A 23,939-nucleotide genomic window follows, 5' to 3' on the forward strand; every position below is an offset into this window, starting at 1 on the left:
AACGGTCACGGCCGAGCGCAGGCTCTGCGCCGTCTATGCGGCAGCCGCGACGGGGCGGCGGACACCGAGCTTCAGCAGCTCGACGACCAGGAACACGACGACACCCGCCCCCAATGCGACACCCACCTGCAGCAGGCTGAGCGGGCGCGAGTCGAACAGTCCGTTCAGCAGCGGCAGGTAGGTGTAGGCGAGCTGGAGCACGAGCAGCGCCGCCGCCGACCAACCGACCACCGGGTTGCCGCGGAGAACGGCCGGCGTGAGGCTCGACCGGGAGAGGAACCGGCAGTTCAGGAGGAACCCGAGCTGCCCGAACGCGAGCACCGTGACCGCCATCGTGCGCGCGACCGGCAGCTCGGCCCCGGCAGCCAGCGCCCAGCCGAACACGGCGAGGGTCACCCCGCCGATGACGAGCGAGACGGCGAGGACGAACCCGAGTTCGCGTCGGGAGATGATCGACCCGCCCGAGGGGCGCGGCGGGCGCGTCATGATGCCGCGCTCGGCCGGCTCGTAGGCGAGGGCGAGCGAGAGGGTGACGCCGGTGACCATGTTCACCCAGAGCACCTGGACCGGCGACAGCGGCAGCGTGAAGCCGAACAGCACGGCCGCGAGCACGACGAGCGACTGAGCGCCGTTGGTGGGCAGCAGGAAGACGACCGACTTGCGGAGGTTGTCGTAGATCCGGCGACCCTCGCGCACGGCGCTGCGGATCGTGGCGAAGTTGTCGTCGGCGAGGACGATCTCCGCGGCTTCCTTCGTCGCCTCGGTGCCCTTGATGCCCATCGCGATCCCGACGTCGGCGCGGGTGAGCGCGGGCGCGTCGTTGACACCGTCGCCGGTCATCGCGACGACCTCGCCGTGCGACTGGAGGGCGCGGACGATGCGGATCTTGTGCTCGGGGCTCGTTCGGGCGTACACGTCGACGTCGCGGACGACCTCGGCGAGCTGCGCCTGGCTGAGCTCCTCCAGCTCGGGACCGGTGAGCACGCGGGAGCGCTCGTCGCTGACGAGCCCCATCTCGCGGCCGATCGCGACGGCGGTGCCGGCGTGATCGCCGGTGATCATCTTCACCCGGATGCCGGCGGCGTGACAGTCCGCGATGGCGTCGATCGCCTCGGGGCGGGGCGGATCGACGATGCCCCACAGCCCGAGGAACTCGAGGTCGACGAGGTCGCCGGCCTCGACGTGCGCGGCACGCGTGGCCTTGCGGGCCGCGGCGAGCACGCGGAGACCCTGCGCGCTGAGCGCGTCGACCTCACTCTCCCAGCGGACGCGGTCGAGCGGCTCGGAGCCGTCGGCGCCACGCTGCGTGAGCGCGCGTGCGAGGAGACGGTCGGGGGCACCCTTCACGAGGATCGCGCGGGCACCGTCATCGGACTCGTTGAGCGTCGCCATGAACTTGTGCGCGGAGTCGAACGGCACGACATCGCGGCGGGTGGTGCCGGCACTCGACGCGCCGCCCTTCATCGCGACGACCTTCAGGGCGCCCTCCGTCGGCTCGCCGACAAGGCTCCAGCGGTCGCCGTCCTTGACGAGGTGCGCGTCGTTGCAGAGCGTCGCCACGGCGAGCAGGGCGGCGAGGTCGCTGCTGGAGGCCTCGTCGCCGTCGGCGTCGACGATGCGCCCGTCGGGGTCGTAGCCGAGCCCGGTCGCCTCGTAATGCCCGATCGGGGTGACGAGCGTGCGCACGGTCATCTCGTTCTTCGTCAAGGTGCCGGTCTTGTCGGAGCAGATCGTGGACACCGAGCCCAGCGTCTCGACGGCGGGGAGCTTCCGGGTGATCGCGTGGCGACGCGCCATCTGCTGCACGCCGATGGCGAGAGTGATCGTGACGAGGGCCGGGAGCCCCTCGGGAATGGCCGCGACGGCGAACCCGATGGCCGCGGAGATGAGGTCGTCGAACGGCAGATCGTGCACGTAGCGGCCGATCAGCAGCATGACCGCGGCCATCCCGAGGATGACCAGGGTCAGCACCTTGCCGAATTTGCCGAGCTGCATCGACAGTGGGGTCTGCAGCGACCCGGCATCTTGCACCAACTCCTGGATGCGGCCGATTTCGGTCGCACCTCCCGTGTCGGTGACGATGCCGCGCCCTTGGCCGGCCGAGACGATGGTGCCCGAATAGGCCATCGACCGGCGATCGCCGATGCCGACGTGCGCCTCGACGGGTTCGGTCTGCTTCGACGAGGGCACCGACTCCCCCGTGAGGGCGGCCTCGTCGATGCGCAGCTGCACCGCCTGAGTCAAGCGCAGGTCGGCCGGCACCCGGTCGCCGGGCGCGAGGCGGACACTGTCGCCGGGGACCAGCTCGGCGGCGGGGATCGTGATCCAGGCGCCGTCGCGGCGGACCGTCGCCTCGCGCGACAGCATCCCGCGGATACCGGCGAGGGCCTTCTCTGCACGTCCCTCCTGCACGAAGCCGATCACCGCGTTGATGACGGCGACGGCGACGATCACCCAGAACTCAAGCCAATCCCCCATGACCGCCTTGATGGCGGCCGAGGCCAGCAGGATGTAGATCAGGATGTCGTTGAAGTGCGACAGGAAACGGCGCCAGGCGGGCGTCCGCGCAGCTTCGGGAAGCTCGTTGCGCCCGTGCTCGCCGAGCCGGGCGGCGGCGTCGTCGGAGGTCAGTCCGCCGGCGTCCGTGCGCAGCAGCGCTTCGACGTCGTCGATCGGGAGGGAGAACGGGGCGCCGATGCCCGCGCCGGAGTCGGAGTGCGACAAGGCCATCGAATGTCCGATCAGGAGGCGCCGTCGAACATGCTGGTCACCGAGCCGTCCTCGAAGACCTCCTTGATCGCCCGCGCGAGGAGCGGGGCGATGGGGAGGATCGTGAGCCCGGGGAAGCGCTTCTCGGGAGGCAGCGGCACCGTGTCGGTGACGACGACCTCGTCGATGGACGCGTCCTGCAGCCGCTCGGCGGCCGGGTCACTGAAAATCGCGTGCGTGGCGGCGACGATCACGCGCTCGGCCCCGCTGGCCTTCAGCGCCTGGGCGGCCTTCACGATCGTGCCGCCGGTGTCGATCATGTCGTCGACGAGGAGGCACACGCGCCCCTCAACCTGGCCGACGATCTCGTTGACGGTCACCTGGTTCGCCACGTTCGGGTCGCGCCGCTTGTGGATGATCGCGAGCGGGGCGCCAAGGCTGTCCGACCAGGTGTCGGCAACGCGGACGCGGCCGGTATCGGGGGACACGACCGTGAGCTTCGCGCGGTCCTCGGGCGACAGGGTGTTCTCGAAGTGCTCGAGCAGGACCGGCTTGGCGAACAGGTGGTCGACGGGGCCGTCGAAGAAGCCCTGGATCTGCGCCGCGTGCAGGTCGACGCTCATCACGCGGTCTGCGCCGGCGGTCTTGAACAGGTCGGCGACGAGGCGGGCGCTGATCGGCTCGCGGCCGCGGCCCTTCTTGTCCTGCCGCGAGTACGGGAAGTACGGCGCGACCACGGTGATCCTCTTCGCGGATGCGCGCTTGGCGGCATCCAGCATGATGAGGGTCTCCATGAGCCACTCGTTCACCGGCGGGCCGAACGACTGCACGAGGAAGAAGTCGCATCCGCGGATCGAGACCTCGAAGCGGGTCAGGATCTCGCCGGAGGCGAAGGTGCGGTGCTCGGTGGGGACGAGCTGCGTGCCGAGCGCCCCGGCCACCTCGGCAGAGAGATCCTCGTGCGAACGACCCGACGCGACGACGAGACGCTTCTTGGTCTTCGCGACCAGGCCGGGCGCGATGCCGCGCTCGGCGTCCAGGTCAACCGTCTGCTGCTTCTTGCGACCCATCGTCCGCCTTCTGTGCGGACCGGGCCCGGGCGGCGGCTTCCGCAGCTCCGGTTCCCGGTCGGTTGGTCTCGACCCAGCCCTCGATGTTGCGCTGGGGGGTGACGTTCAGGGCGAGAGCGCCGGCGGGCACATCCTTGCGGATCACCGCTCCGGCACCTGTCTTGGCGCCATCTCCGATCCTAACCGGCGCGACGAAGACGTTGTGCGAGCCGGAGTGCACCTCGTCGCCGATCTCGGTGCGGTGCTTGGTGATGTCGTCGTAGTTCGCGGTGATCGCGCCGGCACCGAGGTTCACGTTCCGGCCGATCGTGGTGTCGCCGATGTACGAGAGGTGAGGCACCTTGCTGCCCGCGCCGATCGTCGAGTTCTTCGTCTCGACGAAGGTGCCGATCTTGCCCTTCACACCCAGCTCGGTGCCGGGGCGGAGGTAGGCGAACGGGCCGACCGTGGCGTCCGCGCCGATGACGGCGAGTGTGGCATCCGTGCGGGTCACGGTCGCGCCGGCGCCGACCTCGCAGTCGACGAGGCTCGTGTCGGGCCCGATCGTGGCGCCCTCCGAGACCGCGGTGGATCGCAGGATGTGCGTGTTCGGGAGGACGGTCACATCGGGCGCGAGGGTCGCCGTGACATCGATCCAGGTGGTCGCGGGGTCGAGGACGGTGACGCCCTCGAGCTGCCAGCGGCGCACGGTGCGGGCGTTCAGCGCGCGTGCGGCCTCGGACAGCTGCACGCGGTCGTTGACCCCCTGCACGAGGGCGACATCGGAGACGACGGATGCCGCGACCTGCAGCCGCTCTGCGCGGAGCAGCCCGACGACGTCGGTGAGGTACTTCTCGGACTGCGCGTTGTCGGTGCCGACGCGGGCCAGCTGGGTGCGCAGCTCCGCGGCCCGGAAGACATACACGCCGGAGTTGATCTCGCGGACGGCCGCCTCAGCGTCGTCGGCGTCCTTCTGCTCGACGATCCGCGACACGGTGCCGTCGGCGCTTCGGATGACCCGGCCGTACCCCTGAGGGTCGTCGATCTGGGCGCTCAGCAGGGTCGCGGCGGCGCGGGCGGCGCGGTGCTCGCGCACGAGGGCGCCGAGGGTGTCGGCATCCAGCAGCGGCACGTCGGCGCTCAGTACGAGGACGTCGCCGGCGAAGCCAGGGAGGGCGTCGAGGGCGACCTCGACGGCGCGCCCGGTGCCGGGGATCTCGTCCTGGTCGACCACCACGACCTCCGGGGCGACTCCGAGGACGGCGTCCGCGACCTGGTCGCGTTCGTGGCGGACCACGACGACGACGTGAGCCGGAGCGAGGTCGCGGGCGGTGTCGAGGACGTGGCCGACGAGCGGGCGGCCGCCGATGCGGTGGAGGACTTTGGGGAGGGCGGACTTCATGCGCGTCCCGGCTCCGGCGGCGAGGATGACGACGGCGAGGCCGGAGTCCAACGAGTTCTCGGTCATGCTCCGCCGCCAGGACTCGAACCTAGACCTCACAGCTCCAAAGGCTGTCGTGCTGCCATTACACCACGGCGGACCGCGGCGCTCCGGGGTCCGGGGGCCGCCCGACAAGTCTGCCATGCGAGTGCGGGCGGCCGCCTCGGACACGGGCGCCGCAGCCGCTCTGCGATGATGAGGGGATGGCTCCCGAACACGACGAGGTCGACCGGATCGTGAGCGCCTGGATAGCGCAGCGACCCGATCTGGACTTCTCGCCGCTCGAGGTGCTCTCGCGGGTGGACCGGCTGTCGCGCCACCTCGACCGCGCCCGTCGCGAGGCCTTCCACCGCAGCGACCTGGAGCCGTGGGAGTGGGACGTGCTGTCGGCTCTCCGCCGCGCGGGCGAGCCGTACACCCTCAGCCCCAAGCAGTTGCTGCAGCAGACGCTCGTCTCGAGCGGCACGATGACCAACCGTATCGACCGGCTCGTCGACCGCCGCCTCGTCGTGCGCGCGGCCGACCCCGGTGACGGCCGCGGCGTGCTGGTCACCCTCACCGAGGAGGGCCGCAATCGGGTGGATGCCGCGATCACCCGCCTCGTCGACGCCGAGGCCGAACTCCTCGGCCAGCTCTCGCGCGCCGACCGGGACCGGCTCGCCGCGCTCCTGCGCAAGCTGAGCCTCGGATTCGACGTCTGATCCGCGATGGCGATGCGCGCACCCCTTCCTGTCCGTGACGGGGTCGGTCCCACGCGTCTGCGCGTGCCGCAGACCGGGCCCTGGGCGACCATCGCGGACTACGTGACGGGCCGGTTCGCGCACATCGACGCCGAGATCCTCCTCAGCCGCTTCGACCGGGGCGAGGTGGTCGCCTTCGACGGCACGCGGCTCACGCGGGAGACCCCGCTCGGTGCGGAGGACTTCATCTGGTATTACCGGGAGCCGCCCGACGAGCCCGACATCCCGTACGAGGTGACGGTGCGCCACCTCGACGACGATCTGCTCGTCGTGGACAAGCCGCACTTCCTCCCGACGACGCCCGGCGGCGGCTTCCTGCGCAATTCGGCGCTCGTCCGACTGCGACAGCGGTTCGATAACCCGGATCTGACGCCGATCCACCGCCTCGACCGTGCCACCGCCGGTCTCGTCATGTTCTCCGTGCGCCCCGCGACCCGCGGCGCTTACCAGACCCTGTTCGCCGACCGGGCCGTCGACAAGGTCTACGAGGCCGTCACCGCCGTCCCCGCCGGCGGGATGCCGGAGCTCCCCCTCGTCATCCGTTCGCACCTCACGAGCTCCCGCGGGAGCCTGCGGGCGATCGTGCGCGAGGACCGTGAGCCGAACGCCGAGACGCGCGTCGAGGCGATCCGGGTCACTGCCGACCGGGCGCACCTGCGGCTGCATCCCCGGACCGGGCGCATGCATCAGCTCCGGTCGCACCTCGCCGGGATCGGTCTCGGCATCCTCGGCGACCGGTTCTACCCCGACCTGCTCGACGAGGCACCCGACGACCCCGACCGCCCGCTGCAGCTGCTGGCACGCGAACTGCGCTTCGTCGACCCACTGTCGGGCCGTCCGCGCGAGTTCACGACCGGGCTCCGCCTGCGCGAGGCGCCGCCCGCCTGATCAGCCGAGCTGCTCGCTCAGCTCGAACCAGCGCTCCTCGGCCTCGGCGACCTCGGCCTCCATGGCGGTGATGCGCTGCATCTTCTCGCCGAGCCCGACGTAGTCGGCCTGGTCGTGATCGGCCAGCGCCGTGCGCACCGCCGCGATCTGGTCGCTCAGCTTCGCGATACGTCGCTCGAGGCTCGCGGCCTCCTTCTCGGCCGCGCGTCGCTCGGCTCCGCTGAGAGCGGATGCCGGTGGTGCCGCGGCATCCGCCTGACGTCCCGCGGTGGGCGCCGCGCCCGTCGCCTGCGGCTGGGCGGCGCGCAGGCGCAGGTACTCCTCGATGCCGCCGGGCAGGTGCCGGAGTGTGCCGCCCATGACGGCGTACTGCTGATCGGTGACGCGCTCCATGAAGTAGCGGTCGTGCGAGACGACGATGAGGGTGCCGGCCCACGAGTCGAGGAGGTCTTCGATGGCGGCGAGCATGTCGGTGTCGAGGTCGTTCGTCGGCTCGTCGAGAATGAGGACGTTCGGCTGGTCGAGGAGGATCAGGAGGAGCTGGAGTCGGCGCTTCTGCCCGCCGGAGAGATCTCTGACCGGCGTGGAGAGCTGAGCCGACGAGAAGCCCATGCGCTCGAGCAGCTGACCCGGCGTGAGCTCCTGCGCCTTCGACCCGGCCCCGAACGTGTACGTCGTCCGCAGGCGCGAGACGACGACGCGGACGGGCTCGTCGAGATGCGGGTCGAGCTCGTCCATCCGCTGCGTGAGGGTGGCGACCTTGACCGTCTTGCCGTGCGTGACGCGTCCGGCGGTCGGCTGGACGGCACCGGAGACGAGCCCCAGGAGCGTCGACTTGCCGGCGCCGTTGACACCCAGGATGCCGGTGCGCTCCCCCGGCGCGATGCGCCACTCGACGTCGCGCAGGATCTCGCGGCCGTCGTAGCTGACCCCCGCGTCGAGCAGGTCCACGACGTCCTTGCCGAGCCGTGCGACGGCCAGCGATTGCAGCGAGACACGATCGCGGATCTCGGGGACGTCGGCGATGAGCTCGTTGGCGGCGTCGATGCGGAACTTCGGTTTGCTCGTGCGCGCGGGGGCACCCCGGCGCAGCCAGGCGAGCTCCTTGCGGGCGAGGTTCTGCCGGCGCGCCTCGATCGAGGCGGCCTGCCGGTCGCGCTCGACGCGCTGCAGGATGTAGGCCGCGTAGCCGCCGTCGAAGGGCTCGACGATGCGGTCGTGCACCTCCCACGTCTTCGTGCAGACCTCGTCGAGGAACCACCGGTCGTGGGTGACGACCATGAGCGCCCCCGAGGCCGCCGACCACCGTCGCTTCAGGTGCTCGGCGAGCCAGGCGATGCCCTCGACGTCGAGATGGTTCGTGGGTTCGTCGAGCGCCAGGACGTCCCAGTCACCGGTGAGCAACCGCGCGAGGGCGACACGACGGCGCTGACCGCCCGAGAGCGTGCCGATGACGGCATCCCAGTCGAGGTCCGAGAGGAGACCCGCGATGACGTCGCGCACGCGCGGGTCGCCGGCCCACTCGTGCTCGGGTCCGTCGCCGACCACCGCGCGACCCACGGTGAGGTCGTCGGGCAGCACGTCGCTCTGCTCGAGCACACCGATCGTCACCCCGCCGCGCACCGTCACGCGGCCGGAGTCCGGCTCGCGCCGCCCCGCCAGCATCGCCATGAGACTCGATTTGCCGTCGCCGTTGCGGCCGACGATGCCGATGCGGTCGCCCTCATCGACACCGAGCGAGACGCCGTCGAAGACGACCTTGGTCGGGTACTCCAGGTGCAGGGCCTCGGCCCCGAGAAGATGTGCCATCGCCTCCAGGCTACGCGGCGCGCGGTGGGTGCTTGCTCAGTACCAGAAGCTCAGTCGCGGCGTGGTGGTCGAGGCGAACACGCGGGCGAGGCGGTGCGGATCGTCCGTCTCGATGCGTCCCGCGCGCGCGAGCGTCACGGGCGAGACGCCGCCGAGCAGGATCGCCGACAGCTCTGCGACCCCCAGAGTCGCCCGCGGGATGCCGAGGGGCGCCTCGTCGACCACGTCGACGCCCGGCTCCGCCCCCGCCGACAGGACGAACGTGCCGTCGGCGATTCCGAGCGGATCGGTGACCTCGAGCGCCACCACGTCGTCGACGTCGTACCCGCGGGCCGCGAGCACCGTCGGGACGTCGAGGATGCGCAGGTAGTGGTGGTCCGCGATCGTGATGCGGGCGGCGCGCTGGTCGGCGATCATCCACCAGAGCGGCTCGTCGAGCGAGAGCTCGCTCGCCCGGACGGTGCCGATGAGATCGAGCGAGAGGAGGAAGCGCCAGAGCCCGGCGTAGGCGGCATCGGTCACCGCCAGGAGCTGGTGCACCGTGGCATTCGAGGCGGACCAGTCGTCGTCGTTCTCGCTGACCGAGTACAGCGCGACACCCTCGACCTCGCCCTCCGGCGAGCGGTACTGCACGGCGCGGAGTCGCTCCGCCTTCTCGGCGTCGGGCCGCGTACCGTACGTGCGGTCCCAGTGCCCGCCCGGCATCGCGATCTCGCCGGGCGAGGCGAGCCGCGTGCGCTCGTGCAGCGCGGCGGCGGCATCCCTCGCCTGCTCGCGCGTGACGTAGTCGAGCCGGCCCGGTGCGACAGGCCCGATCCACCCGGCGCGGCGCGTCCGGATCTCCCACGAGGTCGCCGCCGCGGCGGGGGCGAAGCCGAACCGGCCGTAGATGCCGGACTCGCTCACCGTCAGGCCCGCGATCGGCGCGCCCTGCACCACGGCGGTGCGCAGCTCCCCCGCCATGACCCGCGAGAGCAGACGCCGGCGGCGGTGCGTGGGCGCGACGGTGACGGCGCTAACCGCGCACATCGGGATGGCGGCACCGCCGGGCACGGTGAGCTCGGCGATCCACGACGCGAACGTCGTGACCGGCTCGTCGGGCTGGACGGCGGCGGGGTCGTACACACCGATCTTGCGACGGTAGCGGCTGCGCGCGAAGGCCTCGCCGCGCTGCAGGTCGTTGCGTTCGCCGTCGAGGAAGCCGCGGGCCACGGCATCCGTCCACCGGTCCGACGCGGCTCGGTCGTCGTCGCCGACGCGGTCGATGCGAAGGCCGTCGGCCTCGATCGCCGCGCGGAGGGTCTCGTCGAGCGGAGCGGAGTGGAAGGCGTCGCCGAGGGAGGTCATGCGTCCCAGGCTACGGGGAGCCGCCGACGCGCGTCAGAGGATCCGCGTGCCGGCGACCGGTCCCGTGACCGCGTGGGAGGTGTGCCCCTGCTCGGCCAGACGGGCCGCGATCCCGTCCGCGTGCGCGTCGTCGGACGCGAGGAACGCGACCGTCGGGCCCGATCCCGACACGAGTCCGCCCAGGGCCCCGGCGGCCAGGCCCGCGTCGAGCACGTCGGCGAGAGCCGGACGCAGGTGGACGGCGGCCAGCTGGAGGTCGTTGCGGATCGCGGCGGCCAGGGCCGCAGCATCCCCCGACCGCAGGGCGCGCAGCACCGCGGGATCGACCTCCGGCATGAGGCGCCCGGGGCGGATGTCGGCCGTCTCGCGCAGCCGGTCGAGGGTGCCGTAGACCTCGGGGGTCGAGAGCCCGTCGCCGTCGGTGACGAGCACCCACGCGAAGCGGCCGCGGCCGAGCGCCGGGGCGAGCTCGTCGCCGCGCCCGGTACCGACGGCGGTGCCGCCCAGCAGCGCGAAAGGCACGTCCGCGCCGAGTCGCGCGCCGAGCGCGTGGAGCTCGGCGGTCGACAGGCCGGCGTCGATCAGCTCGTTGACGGCGACGAGGGCGGCGGCGGCATCCGCCGACCCTCCGCCCATGCCGCCCGCCACCGGGACGCCCTTGTGGATCTGCAGACGGATGCCGCCCTCCCAGCCGACCGCCTCGGTCACGGCGCGCGCCGCGCGGAGCGCGAGGTTGCGCTCGTCGAGCGGGACGCCCGACACGTCGACGTCGCCGGTCACGGTGAGGTGGAAGCCGTCGTCATGCGAGGCCCAGAGGTCCTCGAACAGCGACACCGCCTGGTAGACCGATGCGACCTCGTGGTAGCCGTCGTCGCCGACGGCTCCCACGTCGAAGAAGAGGTTGAGCTTGCCCGGCGCGCGCACGTGCACGCGCCGGGCCGGGTCGATGCTCAGGCTCACGCGTTCGCCGAGTCGGCCCACAGGTCGACGTCGATCGCACCCGAGAGCGCGTCGATACGAGCGAGCTCGTCGTCGTCGAACGGGGCGCCCTCGGTCGCGGCGAGGTTCTGATCCAGCTGCTCGGGCCGCGAGGCTCCGATGAGCGCCGACGTCACGACATCGTCGCGGAGGATCCACTGGATCGCCATCTGCGCGAGCGTCTGGCCGCGCTGCTGAGCGATGTCGTTGAGCCCGCGCAGGGTGTCGAGCGCCTTCTGGTTGAGCTGTCCGTCGGGCAGCGAGAACCGGCTCTGCGCCCGATCGGCCGTGCCGTCGCCGAGGTACTTGTCGGTCAGCAGGCCCTGCGCGAGCGGCGTGAACGCGATCGCGCCCATGCCGGCGGCGCGCAGCGAGTCGGTCAGACCGTCCTCGACCCAACGGTTCAGGATCGAGTAGGAGGGCTGGTGGATCACCAGCGGCGTCCCGAGGTCCTTCGCGACGGCCACCGCCTGCTCGGTGCGCTCGGCGCTGTACGACGAGATCCCGACGTAGAGCGCCTTGCCCTGCCGGACGAGGGTGTCGAGGGCACCGATCGTCTCCTCGATGGGGGTCACCGGGTCGGCGCGGTGCGAGTAGAAGATGTCGACGTAGTCGACGCTCATCCGCTTCAGCGACTGCTCGGCGCTCGCGATGAGGTACTTCCGCGAGCCGTTGTTGCCATAGGGGCCCGGCCACATGTCGTATCCGGCCTTCGACGAGATGAGGATCTCGTCACGGTACGGCGCGAAGTCCTCCCGCATCATGCGGCCGAAGTTGGTCTCGGCCGACCCGAACGGCGGGCCGTAGTTGTTCGCAAGGTCGAAGTGCGTGACGCCCCGATCGAAGGCGTGGCGAAGCAGAGTACGCTGGTTGTCGAAGGGGATGTTGTCCCCGAAGTTCCACCAGAGTCCCAGCGAGATCGCCGGCAGATACAGCCCGCTCGAGCCGACCTGGCGGAAAGCCCCCGCATCGTAGCGGGAGGACGCCGCCTGATAGGGGCGGTGGGTGTCGCCGTTGCGCGACGGGGGAAAGCGGTCCGCGTAGTCGGTCATCCCCCCAGGCTATCGACCGGAGGCACCCGAAACGTCGGCGAAACGACGGAGACCTAGTCTTGCCCGACTGGACAGACACATCAAGGGAGAACATATGGCGCGACTGACTGCACTGCCGTCCGAGGGTGGTTCCTGGACCGCTCTCCTCGAGCGCGAGGACATCGTCCTCATCGGAGGCATGCTGCACCTGCGCCATGACGACACCACTCCCGAGCAGGCCCGCATCGCCGACCTGCTGCTGATCGCCGACACGCTCACGGATGCCGGCATCCCCCACTTTCTCATCCGTCACTCGGGCTCGGTACCCGGGCTCGTCGTCGACCTCGCCCACCGGGCTCGCGCCCTCGCCGCACTCTCGGACCGTGCCGTCACCGAGCCGCTCTACGCGAAGGCGAAGGGCGGCACGCCGGTGCCGTTCGGCGAGCTGCGCCTACCCGCCTCGGGTCCCGCCTCGGTGCGGGTGTTCCGACCGCGCGTCGCCGGCGAGCTGCGCTACGGCGCCGGCTACGGCGTGCGCGTCGAGTTCTGGCGCTTCGGCGAGGAGCTCGTCGAAGCGCCCCACGCGAACGACCTCACGCGTCGCGTGTTCGCCGCCGAGGACGTCGAACCGGCCACGGTGGAGCGCTACGGGCGCACGTGGCAGACCCTGGACGGGATGTTCGACCCGCACCCGGGCGACGTCACGCATGAGATCGACATGGTGTTCTCCTGGGTCGACGGGTCGTCGTCGGAGTTCCAGCGTCAGCGCGCCGCGCAGCTCTCGGAGTACGTCGTCGGCGACGGCGACGACGGTCCCGCCCGCTACCGCCACGTCGACGAGCTGCGCTACGCACTGCGCAGCGTCCACATGTACGCGCCGTGGGTGCGTCGCATCTTCATCGCGACCGACTCCCCCGCCCCGGCGTGGCTGCTCGACCACCCCCAGGTGACGATCGTCCGCAGCGAGGAGTTCTTCGAGGACCCCGCCGTGCTCCCGACGCACAACTCGCACGCCGTTGAGGCGCAGCTGCATCGCATCGAGGGCCTGTCGGAGCACTTCCTCTACTCCAACGACGACATGTTCTTCGGGCGGCCGCTCTCGCCGGAACTCTTCTTCTCCCCCGCCGGCGTCTCGTCGTTCGTCGAGTGCGACGTCCGCATCGGCACGGGCCCGCGCCGCGTCGCCCGCAGCGGGCACGACAACGCGCTGCGCCTGAACCGCGAACTGCTGCAGGAGCGCTTCGGCCGCACGATCGTCCGCGACCTCGAGCACTGCGCCGCGCCCCTGCGCCGCTCTGTGATGTTCGAGCTCGAGCGGGAGTTCCCCGAGGAGATCCGGCGGACGGCGGCATCCCGCTTCCGTTCCGCGACCGACGTCTCGGTGACCAACTGCCTTTACCACTACTACGCGCAGTTCACCGGCCGGGCGATCGCCTCGACGGCACCGCGGGTGCGGTACTTCCAGACCACGCAGGCGGCGTCGCTGCGGCGCATGGAGAAGCTCGCCGAGCGCGGCGACGTCGACATGTTCTGCCTCAACGACGGCGGCGACCACGAGGTGCCCGAGCCCGTCCGGGTGCGGGCCGTGACGGGGCTGCTCGAGCGCCTCTTCCCGATCCGTGCGCCGTGGGAGGACCCGGCCGTCAGTGCAGCGCCGGCACGCCCGGTCGAGCTGCACGCGTGACCGACCCGCTGACGCCGGCTTCCCGCAGACGACGCTGAGCCTCGTCCGGGTCGATGTACTCGAGCGGCGCGGAGACGTCGATCGGGACCACCGAGTGGACGACCGTGTCGTCGTAGACGTGCACCATGTTGTACGCCTGGGCGCCGTCCTGCGGCCGCGTGCCGCCGACCGGGACCGTGAGGTCCTGCGCGTAGCACGTCGATGAGGCGACCGAGACGGGAATGCCGGCGAAGGTCGCGAACGTCGAGTAGTGCAGGTGGCCGGCGATGATCGCGCGCACGTCTGTGCCGCGCACGACCTCGGCGAGGCGGCGCTGGTCGCGCAGTTCGACGCTCGCCGCGAGCGGCAGCACGCTCGGGACGGGCGGGTGGTGCATCGCCAGCACGGTGCCGAGCGGCGCCGGGGTGGCGAGGACGTTCCGCAGCCAGCGCAGCTGGGCGGCGGAGAGCTCGCCGTGGTGGTGGCCGGGCACGCTCGTGTCGAGCGTCACGATGCGGAGGCCGTCGAGCTCGTCGACGCGGTCGTAAGGCGCCGTCGGGTCGGCAGGGGTGTCGTCGAGCAGTCGGGAACGGAACGCGCCCCGGTCGTCGTGGTTGCCCATGACCCAGAGCAGGCGGGCGCCCAAGCGCTCGGCGAAGGGCTCGACGAGCGCGCGGATCGCGTCGTACGCGGCGACCTCGCCGAGGTCGACGAGGTCGCCGGTGAAGACGACGGCGTCGGGGGCGATGCCGCTGGACTCGATGGCCCGGAGGGCGGCGGTGAGCGAGGCCTCGCCGTCGACACTGTCGAACAGGCGGGGGCCGGGACCGCGCAGGTGCGTGTCGCTGAGGTGGAGCAGGATCCGTTCGGCGGCCGGATGCTCGGCGCGGCGCATGGTCACTTCTTCCGTCGGTGCGGAGGCTCGGGTACCCCCGCCTTGCTCCGAAATGTTACCGGCATGTTTCGGGAACGCGCGGTGAACGACGCGCGAAGACCTCGCGACCGGATGCCGCCGGCTCAGGCGCGGGCGATGCGGACGAAGTCCTCGATCGTGAGTTCCTCGCCGCGCGCGGTGGGTGCCACACCGGCGCGCGCGAGCACGTCGCTGGCCGCCGCGGAGGAACCGCCGAGGACGCCGGAGAGGGCCTGGCGGAGCATCTTGCGACGCTGCTGGAACGCGGCGTCGACGATGGCGAAGGTGCGGAGTCGCTCATCCTCGGTGCCGCGGGCATCGGTGTCGCGCTCGAATCCGACGAGGACGCTGTCGACGTTGGGGACGGGCCAGAACACCTGACGCGAGACGGTGCCGGCGAGACGCCAGGTGCCGTACCAGGCGGCCTTGACGCTCGGAGCGCCGTAGACCTTCGAGCCGGAGGGCGCCGCGAGGCGTTCGCCGACCTCGGCCTGCACCATGACGACGCCGCGCTGAATGGTCGGGAAGTGCTCCATGAAGTGCAGGAGCACGGGAACGCTCACGTTGTACGGCAGGTTCGCGACCAGGACGTCGGGGTCGCCGGGGAGCTCGCTCACGCGCAGGGCGTCCTCCGCGACGACGGTGAGCGCACCGTCGGGCACGCCGTGCGCCGCCGCGGTGGCGGGCAGACGCTCGGCGAGGCGGTGGTCGATCTCGACGGCGGTCACCGGCGCGCCGGTCTCGAGGATCGCGAGAGTCAGCGACCCGAGGCCCGGCCCGACCTCGACGACGCGGTCGGCGGAGGTGACCCGCGCGGCGGTGACGATCTTGCGCACCGTGTTCGCATCGACGACGAAGTTCTGCCCGAGCTTCTTCGTCGGGGTGACGTCGAGGTCGGCGGCGAGGGCGCGGATCTCGGCGGCTCCGAGGAGGGTGACGGGCATGGGTTCCAGCCTACCGGCGCCCCGTCCCGCCCCTCAGCCGGCCGCGGCCCGAGCGGCGGCCGGCAGCGCCTCGACGATCCGGCCGATCGCGGCGTCGTCGTGCGCGGCCGTGACGAACCACGCCTCGAACGCCGACGGCGGCAGCGAGACACCGCCCTCGAGCATCGCGTGGAAGAAGCGACCGTAGGCGTCGGCATCCTGCGACGTCGCCGTCGCGTAGTCGGGCACGCCGTTCACGACGGACTCGCCGAAGAAGATGCTGAACAGCGTCCCCGCCCACTGCACGACGTGGGGCACCCCGGCATCCGTCAGAGCAGCGGATGCCGCGTCCGCGACCGTGTGCGCGACGGCGTCGAGCGTGCCGTACACCGCGTCGTCGGCGTGCGTGAGGGTCGCGAGGCCGGCGGCGACGGCGACCGGGTTCCCCGACAGCGTGCCCGCCTGGTAGACGGGACCGGTGGGCGCGAGGAGGTCCATGATCTCGGCGCGACCGGCGACCGCGGCGACGGGGAGGCCGCCGCCGATGACCTTGCCGAAGGCGATCAGGTCGGGCACGACGTGCTCCCCCGCCGCCTCCAGCACGCCCGCGTACCCCGAGCGCGACGAGCGGAACCCGGTGAGCACCTCATCACTGATGAGGAGCGCGCCGTTCCGATGCGCGATCTCGGAGAGGAACGCCGTGAAGCCCGGCGCGGGCGGGACGACGCCCATGTTGGCGCCGGCGGCCTCGGTGATGATCGCGGCGATCCGGCCCTCGTGCGCGCGGAACACCTCTTCGACGGCGGCGCGGTCGTTGTAGCCGATGACGAGGGTCTGCGCGGCGATGGGCGCAGGCACGCCCGCGGACCCTGGCAGGGCGAGGGTCGCGAGACCCGAGCCGGCCTGCGCGAGCAGGCCGTCGGAGTGCCCGTGGTAGTGCCCGGCGAACTTGATGAGCAGATCGCGCCCGGTGGCGGCGCGGGCGAGGCGGATCGCCGTCATCGTCGCCTCGGTCCCGGTCGAGACGAGCCGGATCTTCTCGGCGGCGGGGACGCGAGAGCGGATCTCCTCGGCGAGCTCGGTCTCGGCCGCCGTCGGCGCTCCGAACGAGAGCCCGCGCCGGGCGGCCTGCACCACCGCGTCGATCACGGCGGGGTGCGAGTGACCCAGCAGGGCGGGCCCCCAGCTGGCGACGAGGTCGACGTAGTCGCGACCGTCGGCATCCGTCACGTAGGCGCCCTGCGCCGACACCATGAACCGCGGCGTCCCGCCGACCGACCCGTAGGCGCGGACCGGTGAGTCGACACCGCCGGGGATCACTCCGCGGGCCCGGTCGAACAGCTCCTGATTGCGGCTCATGCGAGTTCCTTCCCGGCGCGCAGCCAGTGCGCGACCTCGACGGCCCAGTACGTGAGGATGACGTCGGCGCCGGCGCGACGGATGCCGACGAGGCTCTCGCCGATGGCGCGCTCGCGGTCGATGAGACCAGCAGCGGACGCGTGCTCGATCATCGCGTACTCCCCCGACACCTGGTACGCCCAGACCGGGACGTTCGAGCGGTCCGAGACCCGGGCGAGCACGTCGAGGTACGGCATGGCGGGCTTGACCATGACGACGTCGGCACCCTCGGCGATGTCGACGAGCGCCTCCTCGACACCTTCGCGCGCGTTCGCGGGGTCCATCTGGTACGTCCGACGGTCGCCCTGGAGCGTCGACTCGACGGCGTCACGGAAGGGGCCGTAGAACGCGGAGGCGTACTTCGCGGAGTAGGCGAGGATCGCGACGTGCGCGAAGCCCGCGGCATCCAATCCCGCGCGGACCGCGGCCACCTGGCCGTCCATCATCCCCGACAGTCCCAGCACGTCGGCGCCGGCGCGCGCCTGCGCGACACCCATCTCGGCGTAGACCTCGAGGGTCGCGTCGTTGTCGACCGAGCCGTCGGCGGCCAGCAACCCGCAGTGCCCGTGATCGGTGAACTCGTCGAGGCAGAGGTCGGCCTGCACCGTGAGGCGTCCGGCGGCCGCGCGCGCGGCGACCGCGATCGCGCGGTTGAGGATCCCGTCCGGATCGGTGGCGCCGCTGCCGACCGCGTCGCGGACGGCGGGGACGCCGAAGAGCATGATGCCGCCGAGGCCTGCGGCCGCCGCCTCGTCGACGACGTCGGCGATCGCGTCGAGCGGATGCTGCGACACCCCCGGCATGCTCGCGATCGGCTGCGCCTCGGTGATGCCCTCCTTGACGAAGACCGGCAGCACGAGCTGCGAGGGCACGAGGTGGTGCTCGGCGGCGATGCGGCGCAGCGCCGGCGTGCCGCGCAGACGGCGCAGGCGACGGGTGGGGAACGAGGTCATGACGACTCCTTGACGGGGAGGTGGGCGTCGAGCTCGGCGATCAGCGCGTCGATGCTCTGGGTCTGTGCGGTGTACCCGACCGTGAATCCGAGGACGGCCGCGTCCCGCGACGTCCCCGGTCCGATCGAGGCGACGAGGGTGGATGCCGGGAGCCGCCCGACCTGGCGGCGCAGCTCCCTGCCGACGCTCAGCGAGGTGAGCAGCACGACGTCGACGCCGCCGGAGCGGAGCGCGTCCGCGACCTGCGGTTCGAGGTCGACGCCGACGGTCCGGTAGGCGATGCAGACGTCGACGGCGAAGCCGCGCACCTCGAGCTCGTCGCTGACGACGGCCTGAGCGAGGTCGCTGCGCACGACGAGCGAACGCCCGGTCGCGGCGGGATCCCGGTCGGCGCACCACTGGGCGGCGAGGGCCGCGGCCGAGGACGCCCCGGCGGGGACGAAGTCGACCTCCCACCCGGCCTCGGTCAGGGCGCGCGCGGTGGCCCTGCCGACGGCGGCGATCCGGGTGGTGTCGGGGATCCTCACCCCGTGCTGCCGCAGCTGCTCGACGCTCGCCGCGCTGGTGACGAACAGCCAGGCGTACGCCCCCGCCGACAGCGCGGCGAAGGCGCGGTCGCGGGCGGCGGTGTCGCGGGGGGCGGCGGAGGAGATGAGCGGTGCGATGACGGCGTCCGCGCCGCGGGCGTGCAGGTCGGCCGCGACGCGGTCACCCCAGGCCCCACCCCGGGGGACGAGGACGCGGGTACCGCGGAGTCCTCCCGAGGTCATCGGGAGGTCCCCGCGAGGTCGGCGAGGTCGGCGGCACCGCCCTCGAGGAGTTCGGCGACCACGTCCGCCGCGGCCGCGTCGACGTCGACGTGCGGATCGAGGCGGCGCGAGGCGGCGACCGACCGCGAACCGTCCTCGGCGTAGACGTGCGCGACGAGCGTCACGACGTCGCCGTGGCGCTCCGCGTCGATCGCGACGGGCGCGGCGCACCCCGCCTCGAGACGGCGCAGCACGGCGCGTTCAAGGTGGGCGGCCAGAGCGGTGTCGGCGTGCTCGATACGGCCGACGGCGTCCGCCACGACGCTGTCGCCGTCGCGGATCTCGACGGCGAGCGCCCCCTGGGCGGCCGAGGTCGGCCAGTCGAGCACCTGGGTGATGGCGCTGTCGCGACCGATGCGACGGAGCCCCGCCTCGGCGAGCACGATCGCGTCGTACTGCCCGTCGGCGACCTTGCGGAGCCGGCTGTCGACGTTGCCGCGGATGCCCTCGACCACGAGGTCGGGGCGGCGTGCCCGCACCTGGGCGACACGACGCGGCGACCCCGTGCCGACGCGCGCGCCGGCGGGGAGCTCATCGAGGGCCACGCCGTCGCGCGAGTGGAGGATGTCGCGCTGGGATGCCCGTACGGGGACGGCGCCCACGACGATGCCGGGGTACGGCGCGGTCGGCAGGTCCTTCATCGAGTGCACGAGGAAGTCGCACTCGTCCCGCAGGAGCGCGTCCCGCAGCGCCGTCGCGAACACGCCGGTGCCGCCCATCTGGGCGAGCGGCCCGGTGAGGACGTCGCCCTCACTGGTGATGGGCACGAGTTCGACGTCCCGCCCGGATGCCGCGGCCACGGCATCCGCCACATGCTGCGACTGGGTCGTCGCCAGCAGGCTCGCGCGGGTGCCGAGGCGCAGGGGGGCGCTCACGGCGCCATACCCGACAGCGCGGGCTGGAAGCCGAGTCGCTTGTTCTCGCAGCATCCCGGACGGCACACGTCGTACCAGGGACCGAGGTCGGTGACGGCGGGGCGCTCCGCGGCGGGGGTGCCCTTCAGGCGCTCCTCGACGAGGTCGACGAGACCCGCGACGTAGTCGGGGTGGGTGCTGGGGGTCGCGGTGCGGACCGCGACGAGTCCGAGCTCCTCCGCCGTCTCCATCGCCTCGGTGTCGAGGTCCCACATGACCTCCATGTGGTCGCTCACGAACCCGAGCGGCACGATGAGCACGGCCTTGCGGCCACGGCCCGGCAGCTCCTGCATCGCGTCGTTGATGTCGGGCTCGAGCCACGGCACCTGCGGCGGGCCGGACCGGCTCTGGAAGACGAGCTGCCACGCGCCCGGGAACCCGAGCCGCGAGATGATCTCCTCGCCGACCGCGAGGTGCTGCGCGACGAACGCGCCGCCGGGGCCGAAGCCGCGCTCGGGCGGGCCGGAGCGGTCGGCGTCGGAGGTGGGGATGGAGTGGGTCGAGAACAGGATCTCCACCTCGTTCTCGAGGTCGGTGATCCCGCGCTCGGCGAGTTCGGCGATGCCCGCACGGATGCCGTCGACGAAGGGCGCGACGAACCCGGGGTGATCGAAGAACTGGCGCACCTTGTCGATCTGGATGTCGGTCTGGTGTCCGGTGGCCTCGACGGCGTCCGCGAGGTCCTCGCGGTACTGCCGGCACGACGAGTACGAGCTGTACGCGCTCGTCGCGATCGCCAGGAGCTTCCGCCGGCCGTCCGCGACGGCCGCGTCGATCGCGTCGGTGACGTACGGCATCCAATTGCGGTTGCCCCAGTAAACCGGCAGGTCGAGTCCCCGTGCGGAGAGCTCGGCGTCGAGGGCGGCCTTCAGCTCGCGGTTGTGCTCGTTGATGGGCGACACCCCGCCGAAGTGGCGGTAGTGGTGCGCGACCTCCTCGAGGCGTTCGTCGGGGATGCCGCGACCCGCCGTGACGTTCCGCAGGAACGGGATCACGTCGTCCTGGCCTTCGGGACCGCCGAAGCCGAGGAGGAGGATGCCGTCGTAGGCGACGGGGACGGTGGCGTGGGGCTCACCGGCGCACGTGCCCTCGGTCGCGTTCGGGATGACGCAGCCGTCGGCGACGACCACTCCCGATGCGCGGGTGGGCTTCGGACGGAACTCCGCGCCCGGGGACCCGATGTTTTCCGCGCTCACGAGAGCACCTCCGCCAGTTCGTCGATCTCCACGCGCCGCCCGGTGTAGAACGGCACCTCCTCGCGCACGTGACGCCGTGCGTCGGTCGCCCGCAGCTCGCGCATCATGTCGACGAGGCTGATCGGGTCGTCGCTCTCGAGCGGCAGCAGCCACTCGTAGTCGCTCAGGCCGAACGTCGACACGGTGTTCGCCACGACGTCGCGGAAGGCGGCGCCCTTGCGGCCGTGCTCGGCGAGCATGCGCGAGCGCTCGTCCTCGGGCAGCAGGTACCACTCGTAGCTGCGGACGAACGGGTACACGCAGAGCCAGCCGCGGGGGTGCTCGCCGCGCAGGTAGCCGGGGACGTGCCGCTTGTTGAACTCGGCCTCGCGGTGCACGCCCATCGCGCTCCACACGTTCGTGAAGGCCGCGAGCACGGGGGTGCGGCGGAGTTCGCGGAGGGCCTTCTGGAGGGCGGCCGGGTCCTCGCCGTGCAGCCACACCATGAGGTCGGCCTCGGCGCGCATCCCGGTGACGTCGTAGAACCCGCGGAGGGTCACCTCGGCGGCGGGCAACGCGTCGACGACCGCTCGCAGCGTGTCGATGTCCGCCGTGGAGGCGGCGGCGCGCGGACGGGGGCCGGCGAGGATCGCGAAGAGCGTGTAGCCGAGGCCGGGGGCTGACACATCGTCAGCGGACATGACGTACTCCTTCGGAGGGGGTGGGGTGGGACAGCAACTCCGCCGCGAGGGCGCGAGCGTGAGGGATAACCGAGGCGAGGCCGGTGCCGGCGGCGACCGCCCCGATCAGACGGATGCCGCGCGAATCGGCGGCGGTGCGGACGGCGGCCTGCACCTCCGGCGTCACAACCGCATCCGACCAGGAGACCGGCACGACCTCCTGTACGTCAGCGGGGTTGACAGCGACGCCCGTGAGGGTGCGGACAGCCGCCGCGACCTCGGCGGGGGTGTCGAGCCCGCCGGCGCCGGCATCCCGAGCGGACAGCCGGACGACGTGGACGCCCGCGGGTACGGCGGCCGCGGCCCACTCCCACTTCGCGTCGACGTGGGTGAGGGCCTTCGCGGCCGAGGGCACGTCGGGCGCGGCGATGACACCGGACCCGACCGGGTGACGATCGAGCGCAGCCACCGCGACGGCGGCGACGACCAGGCGGACGGGAGCGGCCTCGGGCGCCGTGACGCCGAGCAGGCCCGCGGCGGAGACGGGGCCGGTCGCGAGGACCACCTCGCCCGCCGTCAGCGTCTCGCCGTCGAGGACGACCTCGGCGCCCGCCGACGTCGGCCGGATCCCGCGGACGGGCGCACCGGTGCGGATGACGGCGCCCGCGCGGAGGGCCGCGATCTCGAGCTCGGCGGCGAGGCGCCAGAGACCCCCTTCGACGCCGCGCACAGCGGAGCCCGCCCGGGCCTGCGGCGCGAGGGTGTCGACGGCGGCGGTCAGCGACCCGAGCTCGCGGAATCGCTGCCAGAGGGCCGGGTTCAGCGCCGAGAGGGTGACCGCTCCCGCGCTCTGCGAGTAGACGCTCGCGCAGAGGGGTTCGACCAGACGGGCGGTGACGGCCGGTCCGAACCGGGCCGTCGCGAGCTCGGCCAGCGTCGGCTCGGGCTCCTCGAAAATCCGCGGATCGAGCGGGAGGTCGCGCTCCTGCGCCGCACGACGGGCACCGGCGCGACCGAGGACGCGGGTGACATCTGCCGCCGTGGCGTCCGCCGGCATCCCGATCACCGCCCGTCGGGGCAACGGTGCGCGTCCGACGCGCCCCATCTCCCGGCGGAACGCGACGTGCGCCCCGGCGGGCCGGGGCGGGGCGAACTGCACGGCCAGTCGGGCGTCGGCCGCAAGGTCGGCGACGCCGGTCGTGCGGGTCGCGAAGGACTCCGCGCCGAGGTCGAGCTCGACTCCCGCGACGACCCCGCGGCGCAGCATCCCGCCGACGGCGTCGCCGGCCTCGAGCACGACGACGTCGCGGCCGGCGCGGGCGAGCTCCCACGCCGTGGTCAGCGCGGCGACACCGCCGCCGACGATGACGACGTCGTGACGGCGGGGGGCTTCGGTCACGGCGCCCGCCAGTCGTGGACCGTCCGGACCACCGCCGAGATGGCGGCGGGGTCGGCCTCCATCGGCACGCCGTGCCCGAGGTTGAACACGTGTGCGCGCGCGGCGAGACCGGCCTCGAGCACGCGGTGCACACCCGCCGTCCGCACCGGCTCGGGCGCGAACAGCAGTGCGGGGTCGAAATTGCCCTGGATCGTCAGGTCGCGGCCGATGCGGCGACGCGCCTCGTCGAGCGGGACCCGGTAGTCGACGCCGAGTGCATCGATGTCGGGGGTCGCCATGTCGGCGAGGATCTCGCCCGTACCGACCCCGAAGTGCACGAGCGGCAGCCGGTCGACGCCCTCGGGCAGCAGCAGCGCCCGGACGCGCGAGAGCGCCGCGACGGATGCCGGGAGCACCGACGCGCGGTAGTCGTCGGGGTTCAGCCCGCCCGCCCACGAGTCGAACAACTGCCCCGCGCTCGCGCCCGCCTCGATCTGGAGGGCGAGGAAGCGGCCGGTGACCTCGGCGAGCCACATCGTCAGGTCGTGCCACGCGGCCGGGTCCTCGTGGATGAGGCGTCGGGCGGCGAGGTGGTCCTTCGACGGGCCGCCCTCGACGAGGTAGGCCGCCAGGGTGAACGGCGCGCCGGCGAACCCGATGAGCGGCAGCGGCTCGCCGCGCTCCTCGGACAGGTCGGCGAGCATCGCGGTCGTGCGGCCCACGGCATCCGCGATGACCTCCCCGCGCTCGGTGACGAGGGCGGGGTCGATCGCGACGGTGCGCGCGATGTCGGCGGGCGTCCGCAGCGGCTGGGAGAAGACCGGACCGCGACCGGCGACGATCTCGACGTCGACGCCGATGAGGGCGAGCGGCACGATGATGTCGCTGAAGAAGATCGCCGCGTCCACGCCGTGACGGCGCACCGGCTGCATCGTGATCTCGCTCGCGAGCGCCGGGTCGAGGCATGCGTCGATCATCGATCCCTGCGACCGGAGCGCGCGGTACTCGGGGAGGGATCGCCCCGCCTGCCGCATGAACCAGACGGGGGTCGTCTGCGGACGATCGCCCAGCAGCGCCCGGACGAGACGGGACTCGCGGGTGCGCGCGGCGATGAGGGGGTGGCTGAGGCCGGGAATGATGG

Annotated in this window: 20 protein-coding genes and 1 tRNA gene; 3 read left to right on the top strand and 18 right to left on the bottom strand. The window is 72.4% G+C overall.

Annotated features, from left to right (window positions below; all coding sequences use genetic code 11):
• Positions 1-33 precede the first annotated feature (33 nt).
• The 4 genes from AB0P29_RS02400 to AB0P29_RS02415 all read right to left on the bottom strand — a co-directional run bounded on the left by AB0P29_RS02400 (position 34) and on the right by AB0P29_RS02415 (position 5,299).
• On the bottom strand, positions 34-2,730 hold the full coding sequence (locus AB0P29_RS02400) for an HAD-IC family P-type ATPase (RefSeq protein ID WP_363378165.1): 2,697 nt from the start codon (positions 2,728-2,730) through the stop codon (positions 34-36).
• Positions 2,731-2,741: 11 nt separating this feature from the next.
• Entirely contained in the window at positions 2,742-3,779 is a 1,038-nt protein-coding gene (locus AB0P29_RS02405) for a ribose-phosphate diphosphokinase (RefSeq protein ID WP_359917259.1), read from the bottom strand.
• Entirely contained in the window at positions 3,751-5,226 is a 1,476-nt protein-coding gene (glmU, locus tag AB0P29_RS02410; protein WP_363378167.1) for a bifunctional UDP-N-acetylglucosamine diphosphorylase/glucosamine-1-phosphate N-acetyltransferase GlmU, read from the bottom strand. Before glmU ends, AB0P29_RS02405 begins: the two co-directional genes overlap by 29 nt.
• A 1-nt stretch (position 5,227) precedes the next feature.
• A tRNA-Gln gene (locus AB0P29_RS02415) sits at positions 5,228-5,299 on the bottom strand.
• A 103-nt stretch (positions 5,300-5,402) separates the two neighbouring features.
• Here AB0P29_RS02415 and AB0P29_RS02420 point away from each other — a divergent pair.
• Together AB0P29_RS02420 and AB0P29_RS02425 are read left to right on the top strand one after the other, a co-directional pair.
• Positions 5,403-5,900, top strand: coding sequence for a MarR family transcriptional regulator (locus tag AB0P29_RS02420; RefSeq protein WP_253034031.1), 498 nt, complete (start codon positions 5,403-5,405; stop codon positions 5,898-5,900).
• A 12-nt stretch (positions 5,901-5,912) separates the two neighbouring features.
• Positions 5,913-6,827 carry a pseudouridine synthase gene (locus AB0P29_RS02425; protein WP_363378532.1) on the top strand — a complete coding sequence of 305 codons (915 nt, stop codon included), beginning with the start codon at positions 5,913-5,915 and terminating at the stop codon, positions 6,825-6,827.
• Here the strand turns inward: AB0P29_RS02425 and AB0P29_RS02430 are convergent, their stop codons facing one another.
• From AB0P29_RS02430 to mgrA, 4 genes are read right to left on the bottom strand one after another with little or no spacing between them, the layout of a single operon-like run.
• The gene (locus AB0P29_RS02430) at positions 6,828-8,636 is read right to left on the bottom strand and encodes an ABC-F family ATP-binding cassette domain-containing protein (RefSeq protein ID WP_363378169.1); all 1,809 of its coding nucleotides are present in this window, start codon (positions 8,634-8,636) and stop codon (positions 6,828-6,830) included.
• Positions 8,637-8,672: 36 nt separating this feature from the next.
• On the bottom strand, positions 8,673-9,983 hold the full coding sequence (locus AB0P29_RS02435; protein ID WP_363378171.1) for a GNAT family N-acetyltransferase: 1,311 nt from the start codon (positions 9,981-9,983) through the stop codon (positions 8,673-8,675).
• Between the two features lie 33 nt (positions 9,984-10,016).
• Positions 10,017-10,943: a 4-(cytidine 5'-diphospho)-2-C-methyl-D-erythritol kinase gene (locus AB0P29_RS02440; RefSeq protein WP_363378173.1), complete on the bottom strand. Its 927-nt coding sequence runs from the start codon at positions 10,941-10,943 to the stop codon at positions 10,017-10,019.
• Positions 10,940-12,013 (bottom strand): L-glyceraldehyde 3-phosphate reductase, encoded by a 1,074-nt coding sequence (gene mgrA / locus AB0P29_RS02445; RefSeq protein WP_363378175.1) that lies wholly within the window; start codon positions 12,011-12,013, stop codon positions 10,940-10,942. The genes AB0P29_RS02440 and mgrA overlap by 4 nt, the downstream gene beginning before the upstream one ends.
• A 94-nt stretch (positions 12,014-12,107) precedes the next feature.
• Here mgrA and AB0P29_RS02450 point away from each other — a divergent pair, with 94 nt between their 5' ends.
• The gene (locus AB0P29_RS02450) at positions 12,108-13,676 is read left to right on the top strand and encodes a stealth conserved region 3 domain-containing protein (RefSeq protein WP_363378177.1); all 1,569 of its coding nucleotides are present in this window, start codon (positions 12,108-12,110) and stop codon (positions 13,674-13,676) included.
• Here the strand turns inward: AB0P29_RS02450 and AB0P29_RS02455 are convergent.
• From AB0P29_RS02455 to hemE, 10 genes are all read right to left on the bottom strand, one after another.
• A complete protein-coding gene (locus tag AB0P29_RS02455; protein ID WP_363378179.1) occupies positions 13,636-14,550 on the bottom strand; it encodes a phosphodiesterase in 915 nt (304 codons plus the stop codon). The two genes, AB0P29_RS02450 and AB0P29_RS02455, sit on opposite strands and share 41 nt — an antisense overlap.
• A 122-nt stretch (positions 14,551-14,672) precedes the next feature.
• Positions 14,673-15,512 carry a 16S rRNA (adenine(1518)-N(6)/adenine(1519)-N(6))-dimethyltransferase RsmA gene (rsmA, locus tag AB0P29_RS02460; protein WP_363378181.1) on the bottom strand — a complete coding sequence of 280 codons (840 nt, stop codon included), beginning with the start codon at positions 15,510-15,512 and terminating at the stop codon, positions 14,673-14,675.
• Between the two features lie 33 nt (positions 15,513-15,545).
• Positions 15,546-16,850, bottom strand: coding sequence for a glutamate-1-semialdehyde 2,1-aminomutase (gene hemL / locus AB0P29_RS02465; RefSeq protein WP_363378183.1), 1,305 nt, complete (start codon positions 16,848-16,850; stop codon positions 15,546-15,548).
• Positions 16,847-17,842, bottom strand: a complete 996-nt coding sequence (gene hemB, locus AB0P29_RS02470; protein ID WP_359917233.1) for a porphobilinogen synthase — start codon at positions 17,840-17,842, stop codon at positions 16,847-16,849. Before hemB ends, hemL begins: the two co-directional genes overlap by 4 nt.
• Entirely contained in the window at positions 17,839-18,612 is a 774-nt protein-coding gene (locus tag AB0P29_RS02475; RefSeq protein WP_363378185.1) for a uroporphyrinogen-III synthase, read from the bottom strand. The genes hemB and AB0P29_RS02475 overlap by 4 nt, the downstream gene beginning before the upstream one ends.
• On the bottom strand, positions 18,609-19,526 hold the full coding sequence (hemC, locus tag AB0P29_RS02480) for a hydroxymethylbilane synthase (RefSeq protein ID WP_363378187.1): 918 nt from the start codon (positions 19,524-19,526) through the stop codon (positions 18,609-18,611). The genes AB0P29_RS02475 and hemC overlap by 4 nt, the downstream gene beginning before the upstream one ends.
• A complete protein-coding gene (locus tag AB0P29_RS02485; protein WP_363378189.1) occupies positions 19,523-20,761 on the bottom strand; it encodes a ferrochelatase in 1,239 nt (412 codons plus the stop codon). The genes hemC and AB0P29_RS02485 overlap by 4 nt, the downstream gene beginning before the upstream one ends.
• Positions 20,758-21,441 (bottom strand): hydrogen peroxide-dependent heme synthase, encoded by a 684-nt coding sequence (gene hemQ / locus AB0P29_RS02490; RefSeq protein WP_359917222.1) that lies wholly within the window; start codon positions 21,439-21,441, stop codon positions 20,758-20,760. The genes AB0P29_RS02485 and hemQ overlap by 4 nt, the downstream gene beginning before the upstream one ends.
• The gene (locus AB0P29_RS02495; protein ID WP_363378191.1) at positions 21,431-22,819 is read right to left on the bottom strand and encodes an FAD-dependent oxidoreductase; all 1,389 of its coding nucleotides are present in this window, start codon (positions 22,817-22,819) and stop codon (positions 21,431-21,433) included. Before AB0P29_RS02495 ends, hemQ begins: the two co-directional genes overlap by 11 nt.
• Positions 22,816-23,934, bottom strand: a complete 1,119-nt coding sequence (gene hemE / locus AB0P29_RS02500) for a uroporphyrinogen decarboxylase (RefSeq protein WP_363378534.1) — start codon at positions 23,932-23,934, stop codon at positions 22,816-22,818. Before hemE ends, AB0P29_RS02495 begins: the two co-directional genes overlap by 4 nt.
• Positions 23,935-23,939: the final 5 nt, after the last annotated feature.

Origin of the sequence: Microbacterium sp. NPDC080220, from assembly GCF_040686395.1 — a bacterium.
GTDB lineage: Bacteria > Actinomycetota > Actinomycetes > Actinomycetales > Microbacteriaceae > Microbacterium > Microbacterium gawkjiense.